Source organism: Chromobacterium vaccinii (genome assembly GCF_001855275.1).
Taxonomy (GTDB): domain Bacteria; phylum Pseudomonadota; class Gammaproteobacteria; order Burkholderiales; family Chromobacteriaceae; genus Chromobacterium; species Chromobacterium vaccinii.
The window spans coordinates 2,199,534-2,216,747 of sequence record NZ_CP017707.1; the positions used below are offsets into that span (position 1 = coordinate 2,199,534).

The following is a 17,214-nucleotide window of genomic DNA, read 5'->3' on the forward strand; positions in this document are numbered from 1 at the left end:
ATCTCTCTCTTGTTGCGCCCGGCGTATATTAAATGGATTTGATAATCCATTCCAATGTAAATCAGGCTTTCGCAAGGCTGGATCGGCTTTCTGGAGGGCATTCCGCCTGCGGCTTCCAGTCAGTTTATGCCAGATCGCGCGCCGGAGCCGGCAAGCGGCACCGAGAGCGCGTCCATTGCGGCTTTTATCGGCGCGAACGGCGAAGCACTTGAGCCGGAGATGGAAGCGGCTCGCAGAAAGGCGAGCGCTCCGCTCCGGACAGGACTCCGCCGGTCGACTGGATGAAGGGTCCGCGCCGCGGGAAATCAGCTGCCGAAACAGGCCTGCAAGATATCCATCATATCCTGCACGCTCTTGGCCGCCACGGCCGGGTCGAACTCCACCCTGCGCTGATGTCCCTTGCCGGCGGCCCAGTTGCTGACCAGGCACAAGTGGGCGTAAGGCAGCTCCAGCTCGCGCGCCAGCGCCGCCTCCGGCATGCCGGTCATGCCGACGATGTCCGCGCCGTCCCGTTCCAGCTTGAGGATTTCCGCCGCGCTCTCCAACCGCGGCCCCTGGGTGCAGGCATACACGCCGTCGTGCACGCCGCTGATGCCGGAACGCTGAATCGCCTCGCGCAGCCGGCGGCGCAGATCGGCGTCATAGGGATTGGTGAATTCGGCGTGCACCACCGGCCGCTCCGGCCCTTCGAAGAAGGTGTGCTTACGCCCCCAGCTGTAATCGATGATGTCGTGGGGCACCACCAGGCGCCCCGGCGCCATGTCCGGACGAATGCCGCCCACCGTGCCGATGGCGATCACGCCTTTGATGCCCTGGTTGTGCAGCGCCCAGAGATTGGCGCGATAATTGATGTCGTGCGGCGCCAGCGAATGGCCGTAGCCGTGGCGGGCGATGAAAACCACATTCTGACCGGACAATTTACCGAAGGTCAGCGCGCAGGAAGGATCGCCGTACGGTGTGCGCACTACCTGGCGATGCGTGACGTCCAGTACCGGCAGCTGGGCCAACCCGCTGCCGCCGATGATAGCCAACATATTCGTTCCCCTTGTTTTCCCGCGCGGGCATCGACCGGATCGCTCCAGGTCTAGAGACGGTCTCACCCGCTTTCTTTCACTTGCCGTCTGCTTGATTATGTCTGAATCCCGCCATTTCAGGATAGTGCGCGGTGCGCGCTCAGCCGGGCTTTCATCGCCATCGCCGACAGACCGATGAAAGACGATGCCGCCGCCTAAGCGCATGCCCCCATTTCAAGCGCGGGCGGAATCGCCGCCACGGAATCCCTGCATCTGGCGCGAATGGTTTCGGCGCGCGCCGCCCATAATCCATGCCAATCGGCATTTTAAACGGCAAATCCAACCCATAAAGGATACATAAATCACGCCTTGCCGATAATAATGATAATAGTTATCATTAGCAAATGAACACATATCCTCCTCAGACCATCCCGGTGAAAGCGGCTCCTCCCGCATCACCGCCGTTGCTGCACAGCCGCCAGCTGTTCGGCGACGGCCGCGAAGTGCTGATCGAGCATCAGGGCGAGATCTACCGCCTGCAGCTCACCCGCAACGGCAAACTGATACTGATCAAATAAACAACCGCAAGCCAGCCGACAGCCAGCCAGCGGAAACAACAACGACACTGGAGTTTCCATGGCCCTGTTCCGAGCCACACCGCTGGTATTGAGCCTGGCTGCCGCCTGGCCCGCTTTCGCCGACACCGCGCCGACGATGGAGACCGTTCAGGTCACCGCCCACCGCAGCGAGAAGCCGCTGGCGGAAACCGCGCCCAACGCCACCGTGGTGTCGCGCCACAAGCTGGACGACCGCCTGATCCGCGACATCGCCGACGTGGCGAAATACGAACCGGGCGTCGACGTGGCGACGGATCCCAGCCGCCGCGGCAACGCCGGCTGGACCATACGCGGCATCGACGGCAACCGCATCCTGATGCTGATCGACGGCGTGCGCCTGCCAGAGGGTTACAGCGGCCGGCCAGGCATATACGAATCGGGACGCGACGCCGTCGAACTGGAAACCCTGCGCGCGATCGACATCGTCAAAGGCCCGACCTCCAGCCTGTACGGCTCGGACGCCATTGGCGGCGTCATCGGCTACCGCACCCTGACGGCAGACGATTTTGTCCCGGAAGAGAAAGGCGTGGGAGGCAGCATCAAAACCTTCGGCGCGTCCGCAGACCACAGCTGGGGCGCGGCAGGCGCCGTCGCCGCCAAGTCGGAACGCGGCGACCTGTTGCTGCACTACACCCGCCGCAACGGCCATGAAACGGAAAACCAGGGCCAAAACGCCATTCAGGGCCCCGGCCGGACCGAACCCAATCCCAAAGACTGGCACAGCGACAATTTCCTCGCCAAATTCGGCGCCAACGCCAGTGCGAGCAACCGGCTGGAATTCACGCTGGAACAATACCAGCGCTCCGCCGATGCCGATCTATTGAACCAGATCACCGCGCGCGCGCCTTACAGCCAGGCCCAGGACCACACCAAGCGCACCCGCGGAACCGTCGCCTGGAAAGCCAAGCAACTGGGGCCGCTGGATGAGCTGACGCTCAAGGTTTATGGACAACGTCTGGAAAACAGCGATAAGGACATCAGCGGCGTAGCCAACGGCAGCCGCACCCTCAACGACTACAGCTTCGAGCAGAAAACCGTGGGTCTGAGCCTGGACGCGGTGCAGAACTTCCAGGCTCTGAACGCGCAACATCAGTTGCTGTGGGGCGTCGACCTCAGCAGCAGCGACACCTCGCGCCCGCGCAGCAAATACGCGATCACGGCGAACAACGCGTCCTCGCTGATGCCGGGCTATCCGAGCAAGCTGTTCCCGGACAGCAAATCCGACCGCCTGGGCCTGTTTGTCAGCGACGATATCAAGTTCGCCAACGGCATCGTGGTTTCGCCGTCCTTGCGCTGGGACCGCTACAAGATGCGCCCGGAGATGGACGCCGCCTACCTGCTTAACAATCCCAATCCGCAAACCGTGCCGTCGTTCAGCGACCAGGCGTTCTCGCCCAAGCTCGGCATCAGCCTGCCGTTGACCGACAACTACACCGCCTTCGCCCAGCTCAGCTCCGGTTTCCGCGCGCCGCCGTTCGACCAGGCCAATATGGTCTTCGTCAATCGCGGCATGGGCTATGGCTACCAAGTGATAGCCAACCCGAACCTGAAATCGGAAACCAGCCGCGGCATCGAACTTGGTTTGAAAGGCAAGTGGAACAGCTTCGACTTTGCCGCGACCACGTTCTACAACCGCTATCGCGACTTCATCTCCCTGGTCACCCTGCCCCCCGCCAACGGCCTGATGACCAGCCAATACCAGAACATCGGCCGGACCGACATCAAGGGGGTGGAAGGCAGGATCAACTGGCGCTTCGCCCCGGGCTGGAGCACCAGCGCCTCGCTGGCCTACGCCCATGGCCGCAACCTGCAGGACAACACCCATCTGCGCGAAGTGGCGCCGCTGACTGCGGTTTGGGGAGCGCGCTATGACTCCGACCGCTTCGGCGGCGAAGCGCTGCTGCGGACGGCTGCCGCCAAAAAGACGGACCAGCCGGGCCAATTCGGCGCGCCGGGCTACGGTACCCTGGACCTGACCGCCTACTGGAAGCCGGCGAAACAGACCGTCATCCGCGCCGGCGTCTTCAACCTGTTCGACAAGAAGCACTGGAAAGACGCCGACGTGCGGAATGTGTCCAGTAGCGACCCGATTGATCTGTACACCCAGCCCGGCCGCAACTTCAGCGCCAGCGTCGAATACCAATTCTGATCCACCCCGCGGGCGGCCGCGCCGCCTGCCGCACCCACAGGAGAACACCATGAGCCAGCTATGGGACCGCTACCAAGCCCTCAAAGCCAGCCAGCCCAAGCTGCGCGCCCGCGACGCCGCCGTCGCGCTGGGCGTCAGCGAGTGCGAGCTGGTGGCCGCCGATCCGGCCGCCACCCCGCTGCAGCCGGAATGGCAGGCCATCCTCGCCGCCCTGGCCCCGCTGGGCCGGGTGATGGCGCTGACGCGCAACCACGCCTGCGTCCACGAGACCAAGGGCGATTACGCCAACGTCGAGTTCAAAGGCAAGGTCGGCCTCGCCATCAACCCGGTGATCGACCTGCGCATCTTCCTGTTCCACTGGCGCCACGGCTTCGCGGTGCGCAGCGAGACGCCCCGCGGCGTACAGCGCAGCCTGCAGTTCTTCGACCGCCACGGCGAGGCGGTGCACAAGGTGTACCTGACCGCCGACAGCGACGTCGCCGCCTACGAAGAGCTGGCGGCGCGCTTCGCCGCGCCCGCCGCCGCGCTGGAATTGGAGCCGGCCGCCGCGCCAGCCGCCGAGCAATCCGACGACGCCATCGACCGCGACGCTTTTCAGGCCGAATGGCACAGCCTCAGCGACGTGCACGCCTTCCACCCCTTTCTGCGCCGCTGGCAGGTATCGCGCCGCCAGGGCTTCCGTCTGGCGCCGCCGGGACAGGCCTGGCGCGTGCGCGAAGACGCGGTAGAGCAGCTGCTGCGCCGCGCCGCCGCCATCGAGGCGCCGATCATGGTGTTCGCCGGCAACGGCGGCATGATCCAGATCCACACCGGCCCGGTGCGCAACGTCCAGGTGGTCGGCGACTGGCTGAACGTGCTCGACCCCAACTTCAACCTGCACTTGCGCACCGACCTGATCGCCGAAGCCTGGGTCACCCGCAAGCCGGGCGACAACGGCGTGGTCAGTTCCCTCGAGCTGTTCGACGAGCGGGGCGAGTCGCTGGCCACCTTCTTCGGCGAGCGCAAGCCGGGCCGCCCGGAGCGCGCCGAATGGGTGAAGCTGCTGGGAGAACTGCCGCCGCTGGAGAAAGCCGATGTCGCGTAAGCCCCTGCTGGCCGGCGTGCTGCTGGCGGCGCTGCCGCTGATCGCCTCCGCCGCCGAGCGGCTGGTGGTGGTGACGCCCGACATCGCCGAAATCGTCGTCGCGCTGGGCGCGGCCGGCGAGGTGGTGGGCCGCGACCGCGGCAGCAAGGAAGCCGAACTGGCCCACGCCCAGGTGGTGGGGTTCTCGCGCGCGCTGAACGCCGAGGCCATCGCCAAGCTCAAACCCACCCTGGTGCTGGGCAGCGCCGCCGCCCAGCCGCCTACGCTGTGGCCGCAGTTGAAGAAGCTGAAGCTGCGCGCCGAGGAAGTCAGCGCCCGCGAGGACGGCCGCGACTTCGCCGAGGCCATCCGCAAGGTGGGCGCGCTGCTGGGCCGCGACGCCGCCGCCGCCAAGCTGGCGTCGGACTGGCAGCGCGGCATGCAGCCGCGCGCCGGCCGCGCCCTGCGTTACCTGGTCAGTTACGACGGCAGCCTGGTCGCCGGCAGCGAGACCGCGTCCGACACGCTGATCCGCGCCGCCGGCGGCGTCAACGCCGCGGCCGGGCTGAACGGCTTCAAACCGCTGGCGCGCGACGCCTGGCTGGCGCTGAAGCCGGACGTGATCATTCTGGGCAGCCACACCGCCGCCGCTTACGGCGGCAAGGAAGCCTTCGCCAAACGCCCCGAGATCGCCGCCACGCCGGCCGGCAAGCAGGGACGCATCTATCTGCTGCCGCCGCAGCAAGGCATGCTGATCGGCCTGGGCAGCCCGGAGGTGGTCGAACGGATGGTGAAGATGTGAGCGGGGCCCGACTGCTGTGGCCCGGCCTGGCCGTCGCCAGCGTGGCGCTGCCATTGCTGGCGCTGTCCAGTTCCGCCGGCCAGATGTCGTGGCCGAATCTGGGCGACCCGCTGGTCGCCGAGCTGCGCCTGCCGCGCGTGATCGCCGCGCTGGGCGTCGGCGCGGCGCTGTCCGCCAGCGGCGCCGCGCTGCAAGCGCTGTTCCGCAACCCGCTGGCCGACCCCGGCCTGATCGGCACCTCGGGCGGCGCCGCGCTGGCGGTGATCGCGGTGCTGGCATTGGGCCTGTCCGGCCTGTCGCTGCCGCTGGCGGCCTTCGGCGGCGGCCTCGCCGCCACCTGGCTGATCCTGGCGCTGGCGCGGCTGGCCAAGGGCGGCCTGGCCGGCCTTCTGCTGATGGGGCTGGTGGTGGGCGCCTTCTGCGGCGCCGTCTCCAGCCTGATCCTGTTTCTATCCGACGACCTGACGCTGCGGGCGGCCAGCAGCTGGCTGGCCGGCAATCTGGGCGCGTCGCTGCCTGGAAGCCAATGGGCGTGCCTGCTCGCGGCCGGTCTCGGCGTCGCGCTGCTGTGCGCGATAGGCCGCGATCTGGATTGCCTGCTGCTGGGCGAGGAAACCGCGCGCTCGCTGGGCATCGATACCCGCCGCACCCGCCGGCTCGCCGCCGTCGGCGCGGCGCTGGCCACCGGCGGCGCGGTGGCGCTGTCCGGCGTGATCGGCTTCGTCGGCATGATGATCCCCAACGCGCTGTCTCTGCTGATCGGCGGCTGCCGCCGCAAGCTGATCCTGACGTCGGCCTGGGCCGGCGCGCTGTTCCTGCTGGCGGTGGACACCCTGGCGCGCAATATCGCCTGGCCGCTGGACCTGCCGGTGGGCCTGATGGCCGCCTTCGCCGGCCCGCCCTTCTTCATCTGGCTTTTCCGCCGCCAACAAGGGAGTCCCCGCGATGCCTGACACCCACACCCTGAAAGCGCGCGAGCTCGGCTACGACATAGCCGGCCGCGCGCTGCTGCGCGACATCCGCCTGGATCTCCCGGCCGGACAGGTCAGCGCGCTGCTCGGCCCCAACGGCGCCGGCAAGACCACGCTGCTGCGCCTGCTGGCCGGACTGGCCATACCCAGCCATGGCGCGGTGCGCCTGGCCGGCCAGTGCGTGTGCCGGATGGACGCGCTGCAGCGCGCCCGGCGCATCGCCTGGGTGCCGCAGCATCTGCCGGCCGACATTCCGCTGACGGTGGCCGAATTCGCCGCGCTGGGGCGCATGCCCTATCTGGGCGCGTTCACCCGTCCCTCTCCCCAGGACCGCGCCGCGGTGGCCGAGGCGCTGGCCATCGTGGAAATGGACGGCTACGCGTCCAAGCGGCTGGACGCGTTGTCCGGCGGCGAGCGGCAGCGGGTGGCCATCGCCCGCGCGCTGGCGCAGCAGGCGCCGGTGATCCTGCTGGACGAGCCGACCAACCACCTGGACCTGCGCCACCAGCACAAGCTGCAGCTGCTGCTGCGCGAGCTGGCGGCCCGGGGCAAAACCGTCGTCCAGGTGCTGCACGATCTGCAACTGGCGGCCGAATACGCCGATCGGGCGGCGCTGCTGGATGGCGGCCGCTTGGTCGCGGAAGGTTCGCCGCGCGCGGTGCTGACCCCGGAACGCCTGCTGGAGGTGTATCGCTGGCCGGTGCGGCTCAGCCACCCCGCCCCGGATAAGCAGGCCGCCTGAAAAACAAAAGCCGCCTCCCGGATGCCGGTGGCGGCTTCTTTCTCGACGGCCAGCCGTCTTACTTCAACGCGTAGATCGCCGGCAGATTGCGCCAGGCGCCGCGCACGTCCATGCCGTAGCCGAATACGTAGCGGTCCGGCACGTCCAGGCCGACGAAGTCCGCCTGCATCGGTTTTTCCTTGCTGATCAGCTTGTTGGCGAACACGCCGCTGTAGAAAGCCTTGGCCCCCATGGCCATGACCTTGTCGCGGATCGCGGCCATGGTATGGCCTTCGTCCAGGATGTCGTCCAGCACCAGCACCACGCGGTCGCGCACGTCTTCCTTCGGCGCTTGCTTCCACACCAGCTCGCCGCCATGGGTCTTGTCGCCGTAGCGGGAAACGTGGACATAGTCGAAGTCCAGCGGGAATTCCAGTCGCGGCAGCAACTGGCCGGTGAACACCACGGCTCCGCCCATCACGGACAGCACCAGCGGGTATTCCTCGCCCAGTTTTTCGGTGATCTCCACCGCCATGCGGTCGACGGCGGCGCTGACTTCCTCCGCGCTGAACAGCACGTCGGCGCTGTTGATCAGGCCGCGGGCTTCGGCAATATTAGGCATGATGACTCCTTGAACAGAACAAGCTGCGCCGCCGGAAAGCGGCGCGAATGAAAAAACCGTCAGCCGAGCTTCAACTCGCGCAGGAAGGCGGCGAATTCGCCGGCCACTTCGTTGTGTTTCAGGCCATAGCTGACCGTGGCCTTCAGATATCCGAGCTTGGAGCCGCAATCGTAGCGGGTGCCCTGGAACGGCAGCGCTAGCACCGGCTCGCTCTTCATCAGCGCGGCGATGCCGTCGGTCAGTTGGATCTCGCCGCCGGCACCGGCGGCGGTGTTGACCAGCTTGTCGAAAATGCGCGGGGTCAGGATGTAGCGGCCGACGACGGCCAGATTGGACGGCGCTTCTTCCGGACGCGGCTTCTCGACGATGTGCTCCACGCTCTGGTGGCCCTGCGCGTTTTGCGCCACTTTTACGATGCCGTAGGAGCCGGTCTCTTCCGGCGCCACCGTCTCCACCCCCAGGATGGACGAGTGCGTCTCATCGAACAGACGCACCATCTGCTCCATCGCGCCCGGCGCGCCTTCGATCAGGTCGTCGGCCAGGATGACGGCGAACGGCTCGTCGCCCACCACCGGCCGCGCGCACAGCACGGCATGGCCCAGACCCAGGGCCTCGGTCTGGCGGATGTAGATGCAGCTGACCGATGGCGGGATGATTTCCTGCACCAGTTGCAGCAGCTTCTGCTTGTTCTTGTACTCGAGCTCGGTTTCCAGCTCGTAGGCCTTGTCGAAATGATCCTCGATCGAGCGCTTGTTGCGGCCGGTGATGAAGATCAGCTCGGTCATGCCGGCGGCGATCGCCTCCTCCACCGCGTACTGGATCAGCGGCTTGTCGACAACGGGCAGCATTTCCTTGGGGCTGGCCTTGGTGGCCGGCAGAAAACGGGTGCCCAGACCCGCGACCGGGAATACCGCCTTGGTGATTTTCTTCATATCCACTCCGAAATCAATGTCGATCAGGCTCGATAACAGCGCCGCATTCTAGCCCGACTTCGCTCAAGGTCAAAATGTCTGTTGCCCCGCCAGCGCCTGCGCCACGTCCCGCAGCACCGGCTCCCAGGCGCCAGGCGACGGCTGCCGCCACAATTTCACCGATGGATACCACGGCGCGGTTTCCGCGTCCGCGAGGAAAAACGGCGCGCTCTCGGCCCGCAGCAGCGCCCACACAGGCCGGCCCATCGCGCCGGCCAGATGCAGGATGGCGGTATCGACGCAGACCACCAGATCCATCTGCGCCGCCAGCGCGGCGGTATCGGCGAAATCGCCTATCGCCGGCTGCGCCACCAGCCCGCGCAACGGCTCCGGCAACTCTCCCGGCTGCAAGGCGAAAAAGTCTATCCCCTGTACGCGGCAAATTTCGGCGAACTGCTCCGGCGGCACCGATTTGTGCTGGCGCCAGGCATCGGCGATGCCCACGCCCCAGCGGCCGCTCTCCCATACCACCCCCACCTTCAGGCGCCCGGCGTCCGGCAGCGGCGGCGCATCCACGGCCACAGTACGCAGGTACGGCTCCACAGGCAGATTATCCAGCGTCGCGCCGAGCATGCCCGGCAGCGACATCAGCGGCAGCTGGCAGTCATGATCCGGCGCGGCGTCCGGCGGCAACAATTCAACGCCGTCGAATTGGGCAAACAGGCGGTGGAAGGTTTCCGGGCACGCCAGCAGCAGCCTGGCGTCCGGATGCTCGACGCGGAGGCGCGGCAGGAAGCGCGCCATCTGCAGGCTGTCGCCCAGGCCTTGCTCGGCCCACAGCAGCAGCGCGCGATCGCCCAGCGGCCCGCCGTCCCAGAGACTGCCGGCATGGCGCGGCTTGAGGATGCTGCGCCAACGCGCCTCGTACAGCGGCCAGGCCTCCGCATAACGGCCGGCCAGCAACAGCGCGATGGACAGGCTGAACTGCAGGTTGGCGTCGTTCGGCGCCAGCCCCAGCCCGCCCTGCAGCACGGCGATGGCGTCGTCCAGCAGCAGCGCGCTGGTGCAGACGTTGCCCAGGTTGTTGCAGCGGGCCGGCGTCAAGCCGTCCAGTTCGATCGCCTTCAAAAAGCAGGCGATGGCGTCCTGGTAGCGCAATTGATGCTGGCGCACCACGCCCAGATTGCTCCAGGCGTCCACATGGCCGGGCTCAGCCGCCAGCGCTTCTTCCAGCAGCTTGCCGGCCAGCTCCAGTTCGCCCAGCTCCTTCAGCAATACCGCCAGATTGCTCTTGATGTTGGCCGAGGCCGGATTCAGCGCCGCCGCGGCCATGTAATCGTCCAGCGCGCGCGAGCTGTCTCCGGCCTGCAGACGGGCGCTCGCCCGGTTGGCCAGCGCCTGCCAATCGCGCGGATTGACGAGCAGGCAGCGATCGAACGCCGCGATCGCGCCTTGCCAGTCCCCGGCCGCCACCCGGCGGTTGCCTTCGTCGAAATCCGCCGTCACCACTGTCTTCAACGCCATGAGGATCTCCGTCAACTTGCCGCCAGCAGCGCCTGCAGGCCGGCTTCGTCCAGTATTTCGACGCCCAGTTCCTGCGCCTTGGCGAGCTTGCTGCCCGCCTCCTCGCCGGCCACCACGTAATGCGTCTTCTTGGACACGCTGCCGGACACCTTGCCGCCGGCCGCCTCGATCATGGCCTTGGCCTGGTCGCGGCTCAGCGTGGGCAGCGTGCCGGTCAGCACCAGCGTCTTGCCGTCCAGCGGCAGCGCCGCCAGCTCGGCGGCCGCCGGCAGGCTGGACACGATCTCGTCCCGCAGGCCGGCCAGACGGCCCAGCGCCGCGCGGCGGTCCGGCTCGTCCAGCCAGTCGGCCAGCGCGTTGACGACTTCGGCGGGCAGTTCCAGCTCCAGCAGCGCGCGGCGCTCGCTCTGGGCCAGCCACGCCAGGCTGCGCTGCGCGGCCAGTTGCTGGCTGCGCACCTCGGTCAGCCGGGGGATGGCCAGCCCCGCCAGCAGCGACGCATCGTCCAGCCGCTCGCGCAGCTTGGGCGACGGCGCATGCTCGTCGGCCGGCCTCACTTCGGCCAGCAAGGCGTCCAGCGCCTTTTCATTGTTGTCCTCGGCGAAAAAGTCGGCCAGCGAATCGGCCACCACGCCGCCGATGTCCGGCAGCGCGGCGAACAGCGCCGCAGGGCAACGGCGGATCAGCGCCATGGCGCCCAGCCAGTCGGCCAGCGTCTTGGCGGTGGATTCGCCGACATGGCGGATGCCCAGCGCGAACAGGAGCCTGGCCAGCGGCGGCGCCCGGCTAGCGTCTATCGCCTCGATCAGGTTTTCCGCCCACTTGCTGGCCACCTTGCCGGCCTTGACCGTTTCCGGCGTCGCGCCCTCATCCTCGTCGGCGCGGCGCTTCATCTCCAGCAGGTCTTCCAGCTTCAGCCGGTACAGGTCGGCCACGCTCTTGACGTAGCCGTACTCGACCAGCTTGTCGATGTAGCGCTCGCCCAGGCCGTCGATGTCCATCATCCGCCGGCCCGCGAAGTGCTGGATCGCCTGGCTGCGCTGGGCGCGGCAGGACAGCCCGCCCGAGCAGCGGGCGATCGCCTCGCCCTCCTCGCGCACCACGTGGCTGCCGCACACCGGACAGGCGGCCGGCAAGCGGTAGGCCGGGTATCGCGGCTCCTCGCCGGCGCTGAACAGATCGCCGCCCGCCGCCGGCTGCATCGGCCGCTGCGCCAGCACCACCGACACCACCTCGGGAATCACGTCGCCGGCGCGGCGCACGATCACGGTATCGCCGACGCGCACATCCTTGCGCCGCACCTCGTCCTCGTTGTGCAAGGTGGCGTTGGTGACGGTGACGCCGCCGACGAAGACCGGCTTGAGCCGCGCCACCGGCGTGATGGCGCCGGTGCGGCCCACCTGTTCCTCTATCGCCTCGACCACCGTCAGCGCTTCCTCGGCCGGGAATTTATGGGCGATGGCCCAGCGCGGCGCGCGCGACACGAAGCCCAGCGCGTCCTGCTGGCCGCGCCGGTTCACCTTGTACACCACGCCGTCGATCTCGAACGGCAGGGCGGCGCGCCGGGCCTGCACGCCCTCGTAAAAGCCGGACAAGCCCGCCACGCCGCGCACCACCGGCCGCAGGCTTTCCTCCACCACCGGGAAGCCCAGCATCTTCAGCCATGCCATCTCGCCGGCATGAGTGGCCGGCCAATCGGCGCCCTCTACCCGGGCGATGGAATACGCGAAGAACGACAGCCGGCGCTGCGCGGTGATGCGCGAATCGAGCTGGCGAAGGCTGCCGGCGGCGGCATTGCGCGGATTGGCGAAGGTCTTGTCGCCGCGTTCGATCTGGTCGGCGTTCAGGCGCTCGAAGTCGCGCTTCAGCATCAGCACCTCCCCGCGCACCTCCAGCAGCGCCGGCGGATTCGGGCGGTCCAGCCTCAGCGGAATGGCGCGTATGGTGCGCACGTTTTCGGTCACCTGCTCGCCGGCCACGCCGTCGCCGCGGGTGGCGGCGCGAGCCAGGACGCCATGCTCATACACCAGCGAAATGGCCAGACCGTCGAACTTGGGCTCGGTGGCGTACTCCACCTCGGCCAGATCCAAGCCCTTGCGCACCCGCTCATCGAACTGGATCAGCTCGGCGTGGCGCTCGGCCGGATCGGCCAGCTGCATGTCGGAAAAGGCGTTGGACAAGGACAGCATCGGCACCGCGTGCACGACGCTGTCGAACTCGGCCAGCGGCGCGCCGCCGACGCGGCGGGTCGGGGAGTCGGGGACGGCCAGTTCGGGGCTCGCCTCCTCCAGCGCCTGCAGTTCGCGGAACAGGCGGTCGTATTCGGCGTCGGGCACCGTCGGCGCGTCCAGCACGTAGTATTCGTGGCCGTAGCGGTTCAGCAGCTCGCGCAGCTCGGCTGCGCGCAGTTCGTTTGCGGTCATCGGAAACTCTCGAACGGCAAAAGGGCCGGCAAGGCCGGCCCTGTCATCATAAATTTATCGCTCAGGCGAACAGGCGCAAGGCAGCCACGCTGCCCGGCGCGATGCCGCGGTCGTCCATGCTGCCGTAGATATGCAGCAGCTGGTCGCGGATGCGGGTCAGACCGGTTTCGCTCAGCACGCGGCGGTTGTCGTCCACCAGCTGCGCGTCGAACTCCTGCGCCAGCTGCCGCGCGAAGTACACGGCGCGGTCGAACACGTCGACGCCGCCGGCCACGCGCGGCACGTCGAACAGCAGCGTCAGCGCCGGGAAGGACTTGTCCAGCAGCGTATGGAAGGTGAACGGCATCTGGTCCGCCGCCACCAGCGAATATAGAGTGTTGCCGGAGTCGGCCAGATAATGAAAGGCGCCGTCCGGCTCCAGCTGCAGGCCGGCGGCCTCGACGAAGCTGCGCAGCCGCGCGCCCTCGATCGACGACTTGGGCACGATGTTGATGCCGATCAGCACGTCGACATCGGCGCAGAAACGGTCCAGCTCCCGCGCGGCCACCAGCTTCTGCTGGCGCTGCGGGAAGCTGACCGCGGCGTCGTGGTCTTCAGCGAAGCGCGACACTTGCTGGCAGAAAGCGGCCAGTTCCTGTTCGGTCACCGCGCCGGAGCGGTCCACCATCTGCATGCTGATGTTGATCTGCTTGTAGCGGGTGCCGGGCAGCGCCTCGGCCACCTTCCACAAACCGCGCTCGGTGCGGCCGATCAGTTGGGTGCGCTTGCCGACATTGAAGCGCGGCATCGCCGCCAGCTCGTGCGGCTCGTGGAACACCACCTCGGCGATGAAGTCGAGCGAGGGGTCCTGCATCGCCACCACCAGCGCCTGGTGGTCGGCGGAGTCCATCGCCAGCTCGGCCTCGTCCTCTTCGTCTATCACCGGCACATCCAGCTGCTGCGCGGCCGGCTCCTGCCGCGTAGGAAGCGCCTGCTCGCGGACGAAGGGCGTCTGCTCGGGCAGCTGCGGCTCGAACATCGGCTCGTCATCCTCCGGCTCCAGCTCCGCGTCCACCAGCACCGGCTCCATCCGGTCCGCGCGAACGCCGTCGCGGACATTATTCTTGGGGACGCCGAGCAATACGTCGTCATGGGCGCGCGCGAACGCCTGCTGCGTCCGCTTGCGGAAACGCCATTCCTGGAACACGTTGAAACCGACAACCAAGGCGATCACGCCGCCGCCCAATATCAATACACCAATCTGCAATTCGCTCATTAGCCAGTCCGCATTAAGGCGAATAATCGAAGCCGCCTATTCTCAAAACCATCAAGAGCCGTTCACGCCCCGACGCCGCGCCTTCTTGGATCCGCGCCACGCGCCCCGGTCGCCGGCCGCTTTTGCGGCAATGCTCTTCAGGCAGCTTCCCGCTATTGTCCTGTTCCCGCCCGGCCGCCGTTTCCCCGAGGCCGGCCCGCTCTTCGCGGGCATTTCACGCTCATTATAACGAAAGCCCGCCCCGGCGCACCATTTGGCAATGCTTTAAGGCTTGACAAAAACCGATCCCAGACTGGCGTCATGCCGGATTCCGGTCTCTCCCCGGCCCCCGTCGTCCCAACGGTCCCATTTACTGTCAGTCAGGACAGGCCGATCTAGAAAATTTTGTCAGGATGAACATGACATTTCAGACAGGCGAATTTATCCAAAGCGCGTGTCAGAATTGTAGGTGACTCTGTCATAGGGCCTTCTTCTGTACCACTTTCTGCTAGAACAGCACGGGGACTCTTTCGATGAAAAAATCCGATCAAGCCAGTTTCCTGCCTGTCGTGCGCGAACTGTCGCGCACCTATCAGGCCTTTGAACAGTTCGCCAGCTACAATATCCGCCGGCTGGGACTGACACCACCTCAATTCGATGTCGTCACCACGCTGGGCAACAGCCAGGGGATGAACTGCAAGGAGCTGTCCGATCACACGCTGATCACCAAGGGCACGCTGACCGGCGTGCTGGACCGCCTGGAAGACAAGGGCATCGTCACCCGCAGCATGCAGCCCAACGACCGCCGCAGCGTCTTCGTCGCTTTGACTCCTTACGGACAGCAATTGTTCAATGACGCCTTCCCGGCGCATCTGGACTATATGCACAACGCCTTCCAGCAATTCGGCGAGCAGGACCTCTCCGGATTCTGCAGCGAGCTGGGACGCCTGCGCGCCAGCTTCAGCCAAGCGCTGGAACAGCAGGAAAATACGCCGGCCTGAGCCGCCTCGCCGGCAGGGCCGCTAGCGCCCTTCCCCCTCGAAGCGCACCGGCACAGTCAGATCCGACTCCACCGGTTTGCCGTTGCGCTTCGCGGGAACGAAACGCCAGCGCGAAACCGCGTCCACCGCGGCTTGATCCAAGCGTCGGTAGCCGCTGCCGCGCGCCACAGACACCTCCAGCGCGCGCCCATCCGCGCCGACTCTGACGCTTAGCGTCGCAACGCCCTCCTCTCCCAACTGGCGCGAACGTTCCGGATAAACCGGCTTGGGATTCCGCAAATACGACGGCGCGTACAAGGCTTCGCTGTCTCCCGCGGGCAGGGCTTGGCTTTTCCCCGAACCATCGATTTTGCCGGCACCGATCCCGCCGCCGGAGACCGCGGCGTCGCCAGTGCCTGGAACCGCCTTTTCCACAGGCTGCCGCTCTGGCGCTTCCGATCCAATCACTTCCCGCAATGTCGGCGCCTTGCTCCGCGCGTCTGGCGCGACATGCCCGCTGGGCCGTAGCCGCTCCCCTGCTTGGACCGGACGATCCGGCCTCGCCGCGCCATCGTCCACCCTCACCCTTCTCCCTTCGCCTGCCGCACCGCTCCGCGCCGATGGGCTGGCCGGTTGCAACTCAAGCGCCAGCGCCGACGCGCGCGCCGGTGGAGGGACGGATCCGCCGTCCAGCGCCAGCCAAGCAACCAAGGCCGACAAATGGATGAACGCGGACAGCAGCAGCGCCCGGCACAGTCGCTTGTCTTCCCCGCTCAGCAACGCATCGCCGCCCCCGAGCGGCTGTACTGCCACCACGCCACCACGCAGCACAGCAGATAGAACAGGAAGAACATCGCGAACGCCGGCAGAAAGCTGCCGAACCAGCTCAAGGCCGAGCCGAAGGCCTTGGGAATCACGAAGCCGCCGAACGCCGCCATCACCGAGCTGACGTTCATCGCCGACGCCCCGCGCCGGCCTCCGCGCGCATAGGCTTGCCGCAGGCTCTCGCCGCCGCGCTGCGCGTCGCGGCCGGCCTGGATCAGGAAAACCTTGGGCGCCAGCTGGTAGGAAGAGCCGTTGCCGACTCCGGCGGCGAAGAAGATCAGCTGGAACATCGCCAGAAACAGCCAGAACGAACCGCCGCTGGCCGCCGACGGCAGGCTCAGATAAACGCCGACAGTGCCCAGCGCCATCAGCAGATTGCTGGCCACCGTGGCGATGCCCCCGCCGATGCGGTCTCCCATCCAGCCGCCCAGCGGCCGCGACAACGCGCAAACCATCGGTCCGACGAACAGATAGGGACTGGCGTCCACCTGGGGAAACATCGCGCGGGCGAGCAAGGGAAAGGCGGCGGAGAAGCCAAGGAAGGTGCCGTAGCTGCCCATGTACAGCAAGCAGATATACCAGGTGTGGGCGTCGCGCATAGCGTCCAGTTGGTCGCGCGGCGTGATTCTCAGCTTGGGCAGATCATGCGCATACAGCAGGCAGGCCAACGCGACCAACACCACCAGCGGCAGCCAGATGTAGGCGGCATTCTGCAGCCAGACGAAATGCACCTCCCCGCCCCGTCCCCACACCTGCGGCTCGCCGGCCCTCGCGCCGAACAACGGATACAGGATGCACAAGGGAATCAGCAACTGCGCGACCGACACGCCCAGATTGCCGAGGCCGGCGTTGAGGCCCATCGCCAGTCCCTTCTCCGACTTGGGAAAGAAAAAGCTGGTATTGGACAGATGCGAGGCGCTGGCGCCGCCACCGATGCCGCACAGGCCGGCCACCAGCAGCAATTGCCAGAACGGCGAGGAAATGTCCTGCACCACCCGGCCGACGCCCCAGGCCGGCAACAGCAGCAGCAAGGTGGACAAGCCCAGCCATAGCCCGCCGCCCACCCAGCTCCAGATCCACGAGTAGATCAGCCGCATCAGCGCGCCGACCAGCGGCGGAATCGACACCAGCAGGAACTGCTGCTGGCCGGAAATCAGGAAGCCCACCGCCGGCAGATTGACCACCACCATGCTCCACATCATCCAGATGTTGAAGTTCAGATGCAGCGAGAAGATGGACAGCCACAGATTGCGCCGGGCGATGCCGCGGCCGCGGCTCAGCCAGAAAATGACGTTCTCCGGCTCCCAACGTTTGATGCTTACGGTCATGAACGGATTCCATGGTGACGAAACGGCGCGG

Annotated in this window: 15 protein-coding genes; 7 read left to right on the forward strand and 8 right to left on the reverse strand. The window is 66.9% G+C overall.

From position 1 onward, the window contains the following. Window positions 1-305: 305 nt before the first annotated feature. Window positions 306-1,034, reverse strand: a complete 729-nt coding sequence (locus BKX93_RS10220; protein WP_046158370.1) for an S-methyl-5'-thioinosine phosphorylase — start codon at window positions 1,032-1,034, stop codon at window positions 306-308. A gap of 383 nt (window positions 1,035-1,417) precedes the next feature. Between BKX93_RS10220 and hemP the strand changes: the two genes are divergently transcribed. From hemP to BKX93_RS10250, 6 genes are read left to right on the forward strand one after another with little or no spacing between them, the layout of a single operon-like run. Beyond that, window positions 1,418-1,591, forward strand: coding sequence for a hemin uptake protein HemP (hemP, locus tag BKX93_RS10225; RefSeq protein ID WP_046158369.1), 174 nt, complete (start codon window positions 1,418-1,420; stop codon window positions 1,589-1,591). Between the two features lie 58 nt (window positions 1,592-1,649). Further along, window positions 1,650-3,779: a TonB-dependent hemoglobin/transferrin/lactoferrin family receptor gene (locus BKX93_RS10230; protein ID WP_070979699.1), complete on the forward strand. Its 2,130-nt coding sequence runs from the start codon at window positions 1,650-1,652 to the stop codon at window positions 3,777-3,779. A 49-nt stretch (window positions 3,780-3,828) separates the two neighbouring features. Then, window positions 3,829-4,863: a hemin-degrading factor gene (locus BKX93_RS10235; RefSeq protein ID WP_070979700.1), complete on the forward strand. Its 1,035-nt coding sequence runs from the start codon at window positions 3,829-3,831 to the stop codon at window positions 4,861-4,863. After that, the gene (locus tag BKX93_RS10240) at window positions 4,853-5,644 is read left to right on the forward strand and encodes a heme/hemin ABC transporter substrate-binding protein (protein ID WP_070979702.1); all 792 of its coding nucleotides are present in this window, start codon (window positions 4,853-4,855) and stop codon (window positions 5,642-5,644) included. Before BKX93_RS10235 ends, BKX93_RS10240 begins: the two co-directional genes overlap by 11 nt. Continuing rightward, on the forward strand, window positions 5,641-6,597 hold the full coding sequence (locus tag BKX93_RS10245; protein WP_070979704.1) for a FecCD family ABC transporter permease: 957 nt from the start codon (window positions 5,641-5,643) through the stop codon (window positions 6,595-6,597). The genes BKX93_RS10240 and BKX93_RS10245 overlap by 4 nt, the downstream gene beginning before the upstream one ends. After that, on the forward strand, window positions 6,590-7,357 hold the full coding sequence (locus tag BKX93_RS10250; RefSeq protein ID WP_046158835.1) for an ABC transporter ATP-binding protein: 768 nt from the start codon (window positions 6,590-6,592) through the stop codon (window positions 7,355-7,357). Before BKX93_RS10245 ends, BKX93_RS10250 begins: the two co-directional genes overlap by 8 nt. A gap of 58 nt (window positions 7,358-7,415) precedes the next feature. Here the strand turns inward: BKX93_RS10250 and BKX93_RS10255 are convergent, their stop codons facing one another. The 5 genes from BKX93_RS10255 to BKX93_RS10275 all read right to left on the reverse strand — a co-directional run bounded on the left by BKX93_RS10255 (window position 7,416) and on the right by BKX93_RS10275 (window position 14,071). Beyond that, entirely contained in the window at window positions 7,416-7,958 is a 543-nt protein-coding gene (locus BKX93_RS10255) for a hypoxanthine-guanine phosphoribosyltransferase (RefSeq protein ID WP_046158834.1), read from the reverse strand. Window positions 7,959-8,017: 59 nt separating this feature from the next. Next, on the reverse strand, window positions 8,018-8,890 hold the full coding sequence (gene galU / locus BKX93_RS10260; RefSeq protein WP_046167908.1) for a UTP--glucose-1-phosphate uridylyltransferase GalU: 873 nt from the start codon (window positions 8,888-8,890) through the stop codon (window positions 8,018-8,020). Between the two features lie 69 nt (window positions 8,891-8,959). After that, window positions 8,960-10,393 (reverse strand): tetratricopeptide repeat protein, encoded by a 1,434-nt coding sequence (locus tag BKX93_RS10265; protein WP_046167909.1) that lies wholly within the window; start codon window positions 10,391-10,393, stop codon window positions 8,960-8,962. An 11-nt stretch (window positions 10,394-10,404) separates the two neighbouring features. Next, complete coding sequence (gene ligA, locus BKX93_RS10270; RefSeq protein WP_070979705.1) at window positions 10,405-12,816, reverse strand: NAD-dependent DNA ligase LigA; 2,412 nt, start codon at window positions 12,814-12,816, stop codon at window positions 10,405-10,407. 61 nt (window positions 12,817-12,877) lie between these two features. After that, on the reverse strand, window positions 12,878-14,071 hold the full coding sequence (locus BKX93_RS10275; RefSeq protein ID WP_046167911.1) for a cell division protein ZipA C-terminal FtsZ-binding domain-containing protein: 1,194 nt from the start codon (window positions 14,069-14,071) through the stop codon (window positions 12,878-12,880). Window positions 14,072-14,583: 512 nt separating this feature from the next. Between BKX93_RS10275 and BKX93_RS10280 the strand changes: the two genes are divergently transcribed. Continuing rightward, window positions 14,584-15,051, forward strand: coding sequence for a MarR family winged helix-turn-helix transcriptional regulator (locus tag BKX93_RS10280; RefSeq protein WP_021475181.1), 468 nt, complete (start codon window positions 14,584-14,586; stop codon window positions 15,049-15,051). A gap of 21 nt (window positions 15,052-15,072) precedes the next feature. Here BKX93_RS10280 and BKX93_RS25115 read toward each other — a convergent pair whose 3' ends face one another. Both BKX93_RS25115 and BKX93_RS10290 read right to left on the reverse strand, forming a co-directional pair. Further along, complete coding sequence (locus BKX93_RS25115; protein ID WP_186009518.1) at window positions 15,073-15,843, reverse strand: TonB family protein; 771 nt, start codon at window positions 15,841-15,843, stop codon at window positions 15,073-15,075. Then, window positions 15,804-17,183, reverse strand: a complete 1,380-nt coding sequence (locus tag BKX93_RS10290; RefSeq protein ID WP_046158837.1) for an MFS transporter — start codon at window positions 17,181-17,183, stop codon at window positions 15,804-15,806. The genes BKX93_RS25115 and BKX93_RS10290 overlap by 40 nt, the downstream gene beginning before the upstream one ends. Between the last annotated feature and the right edge of the window lie 31 nt (window positions 17,184-17,214).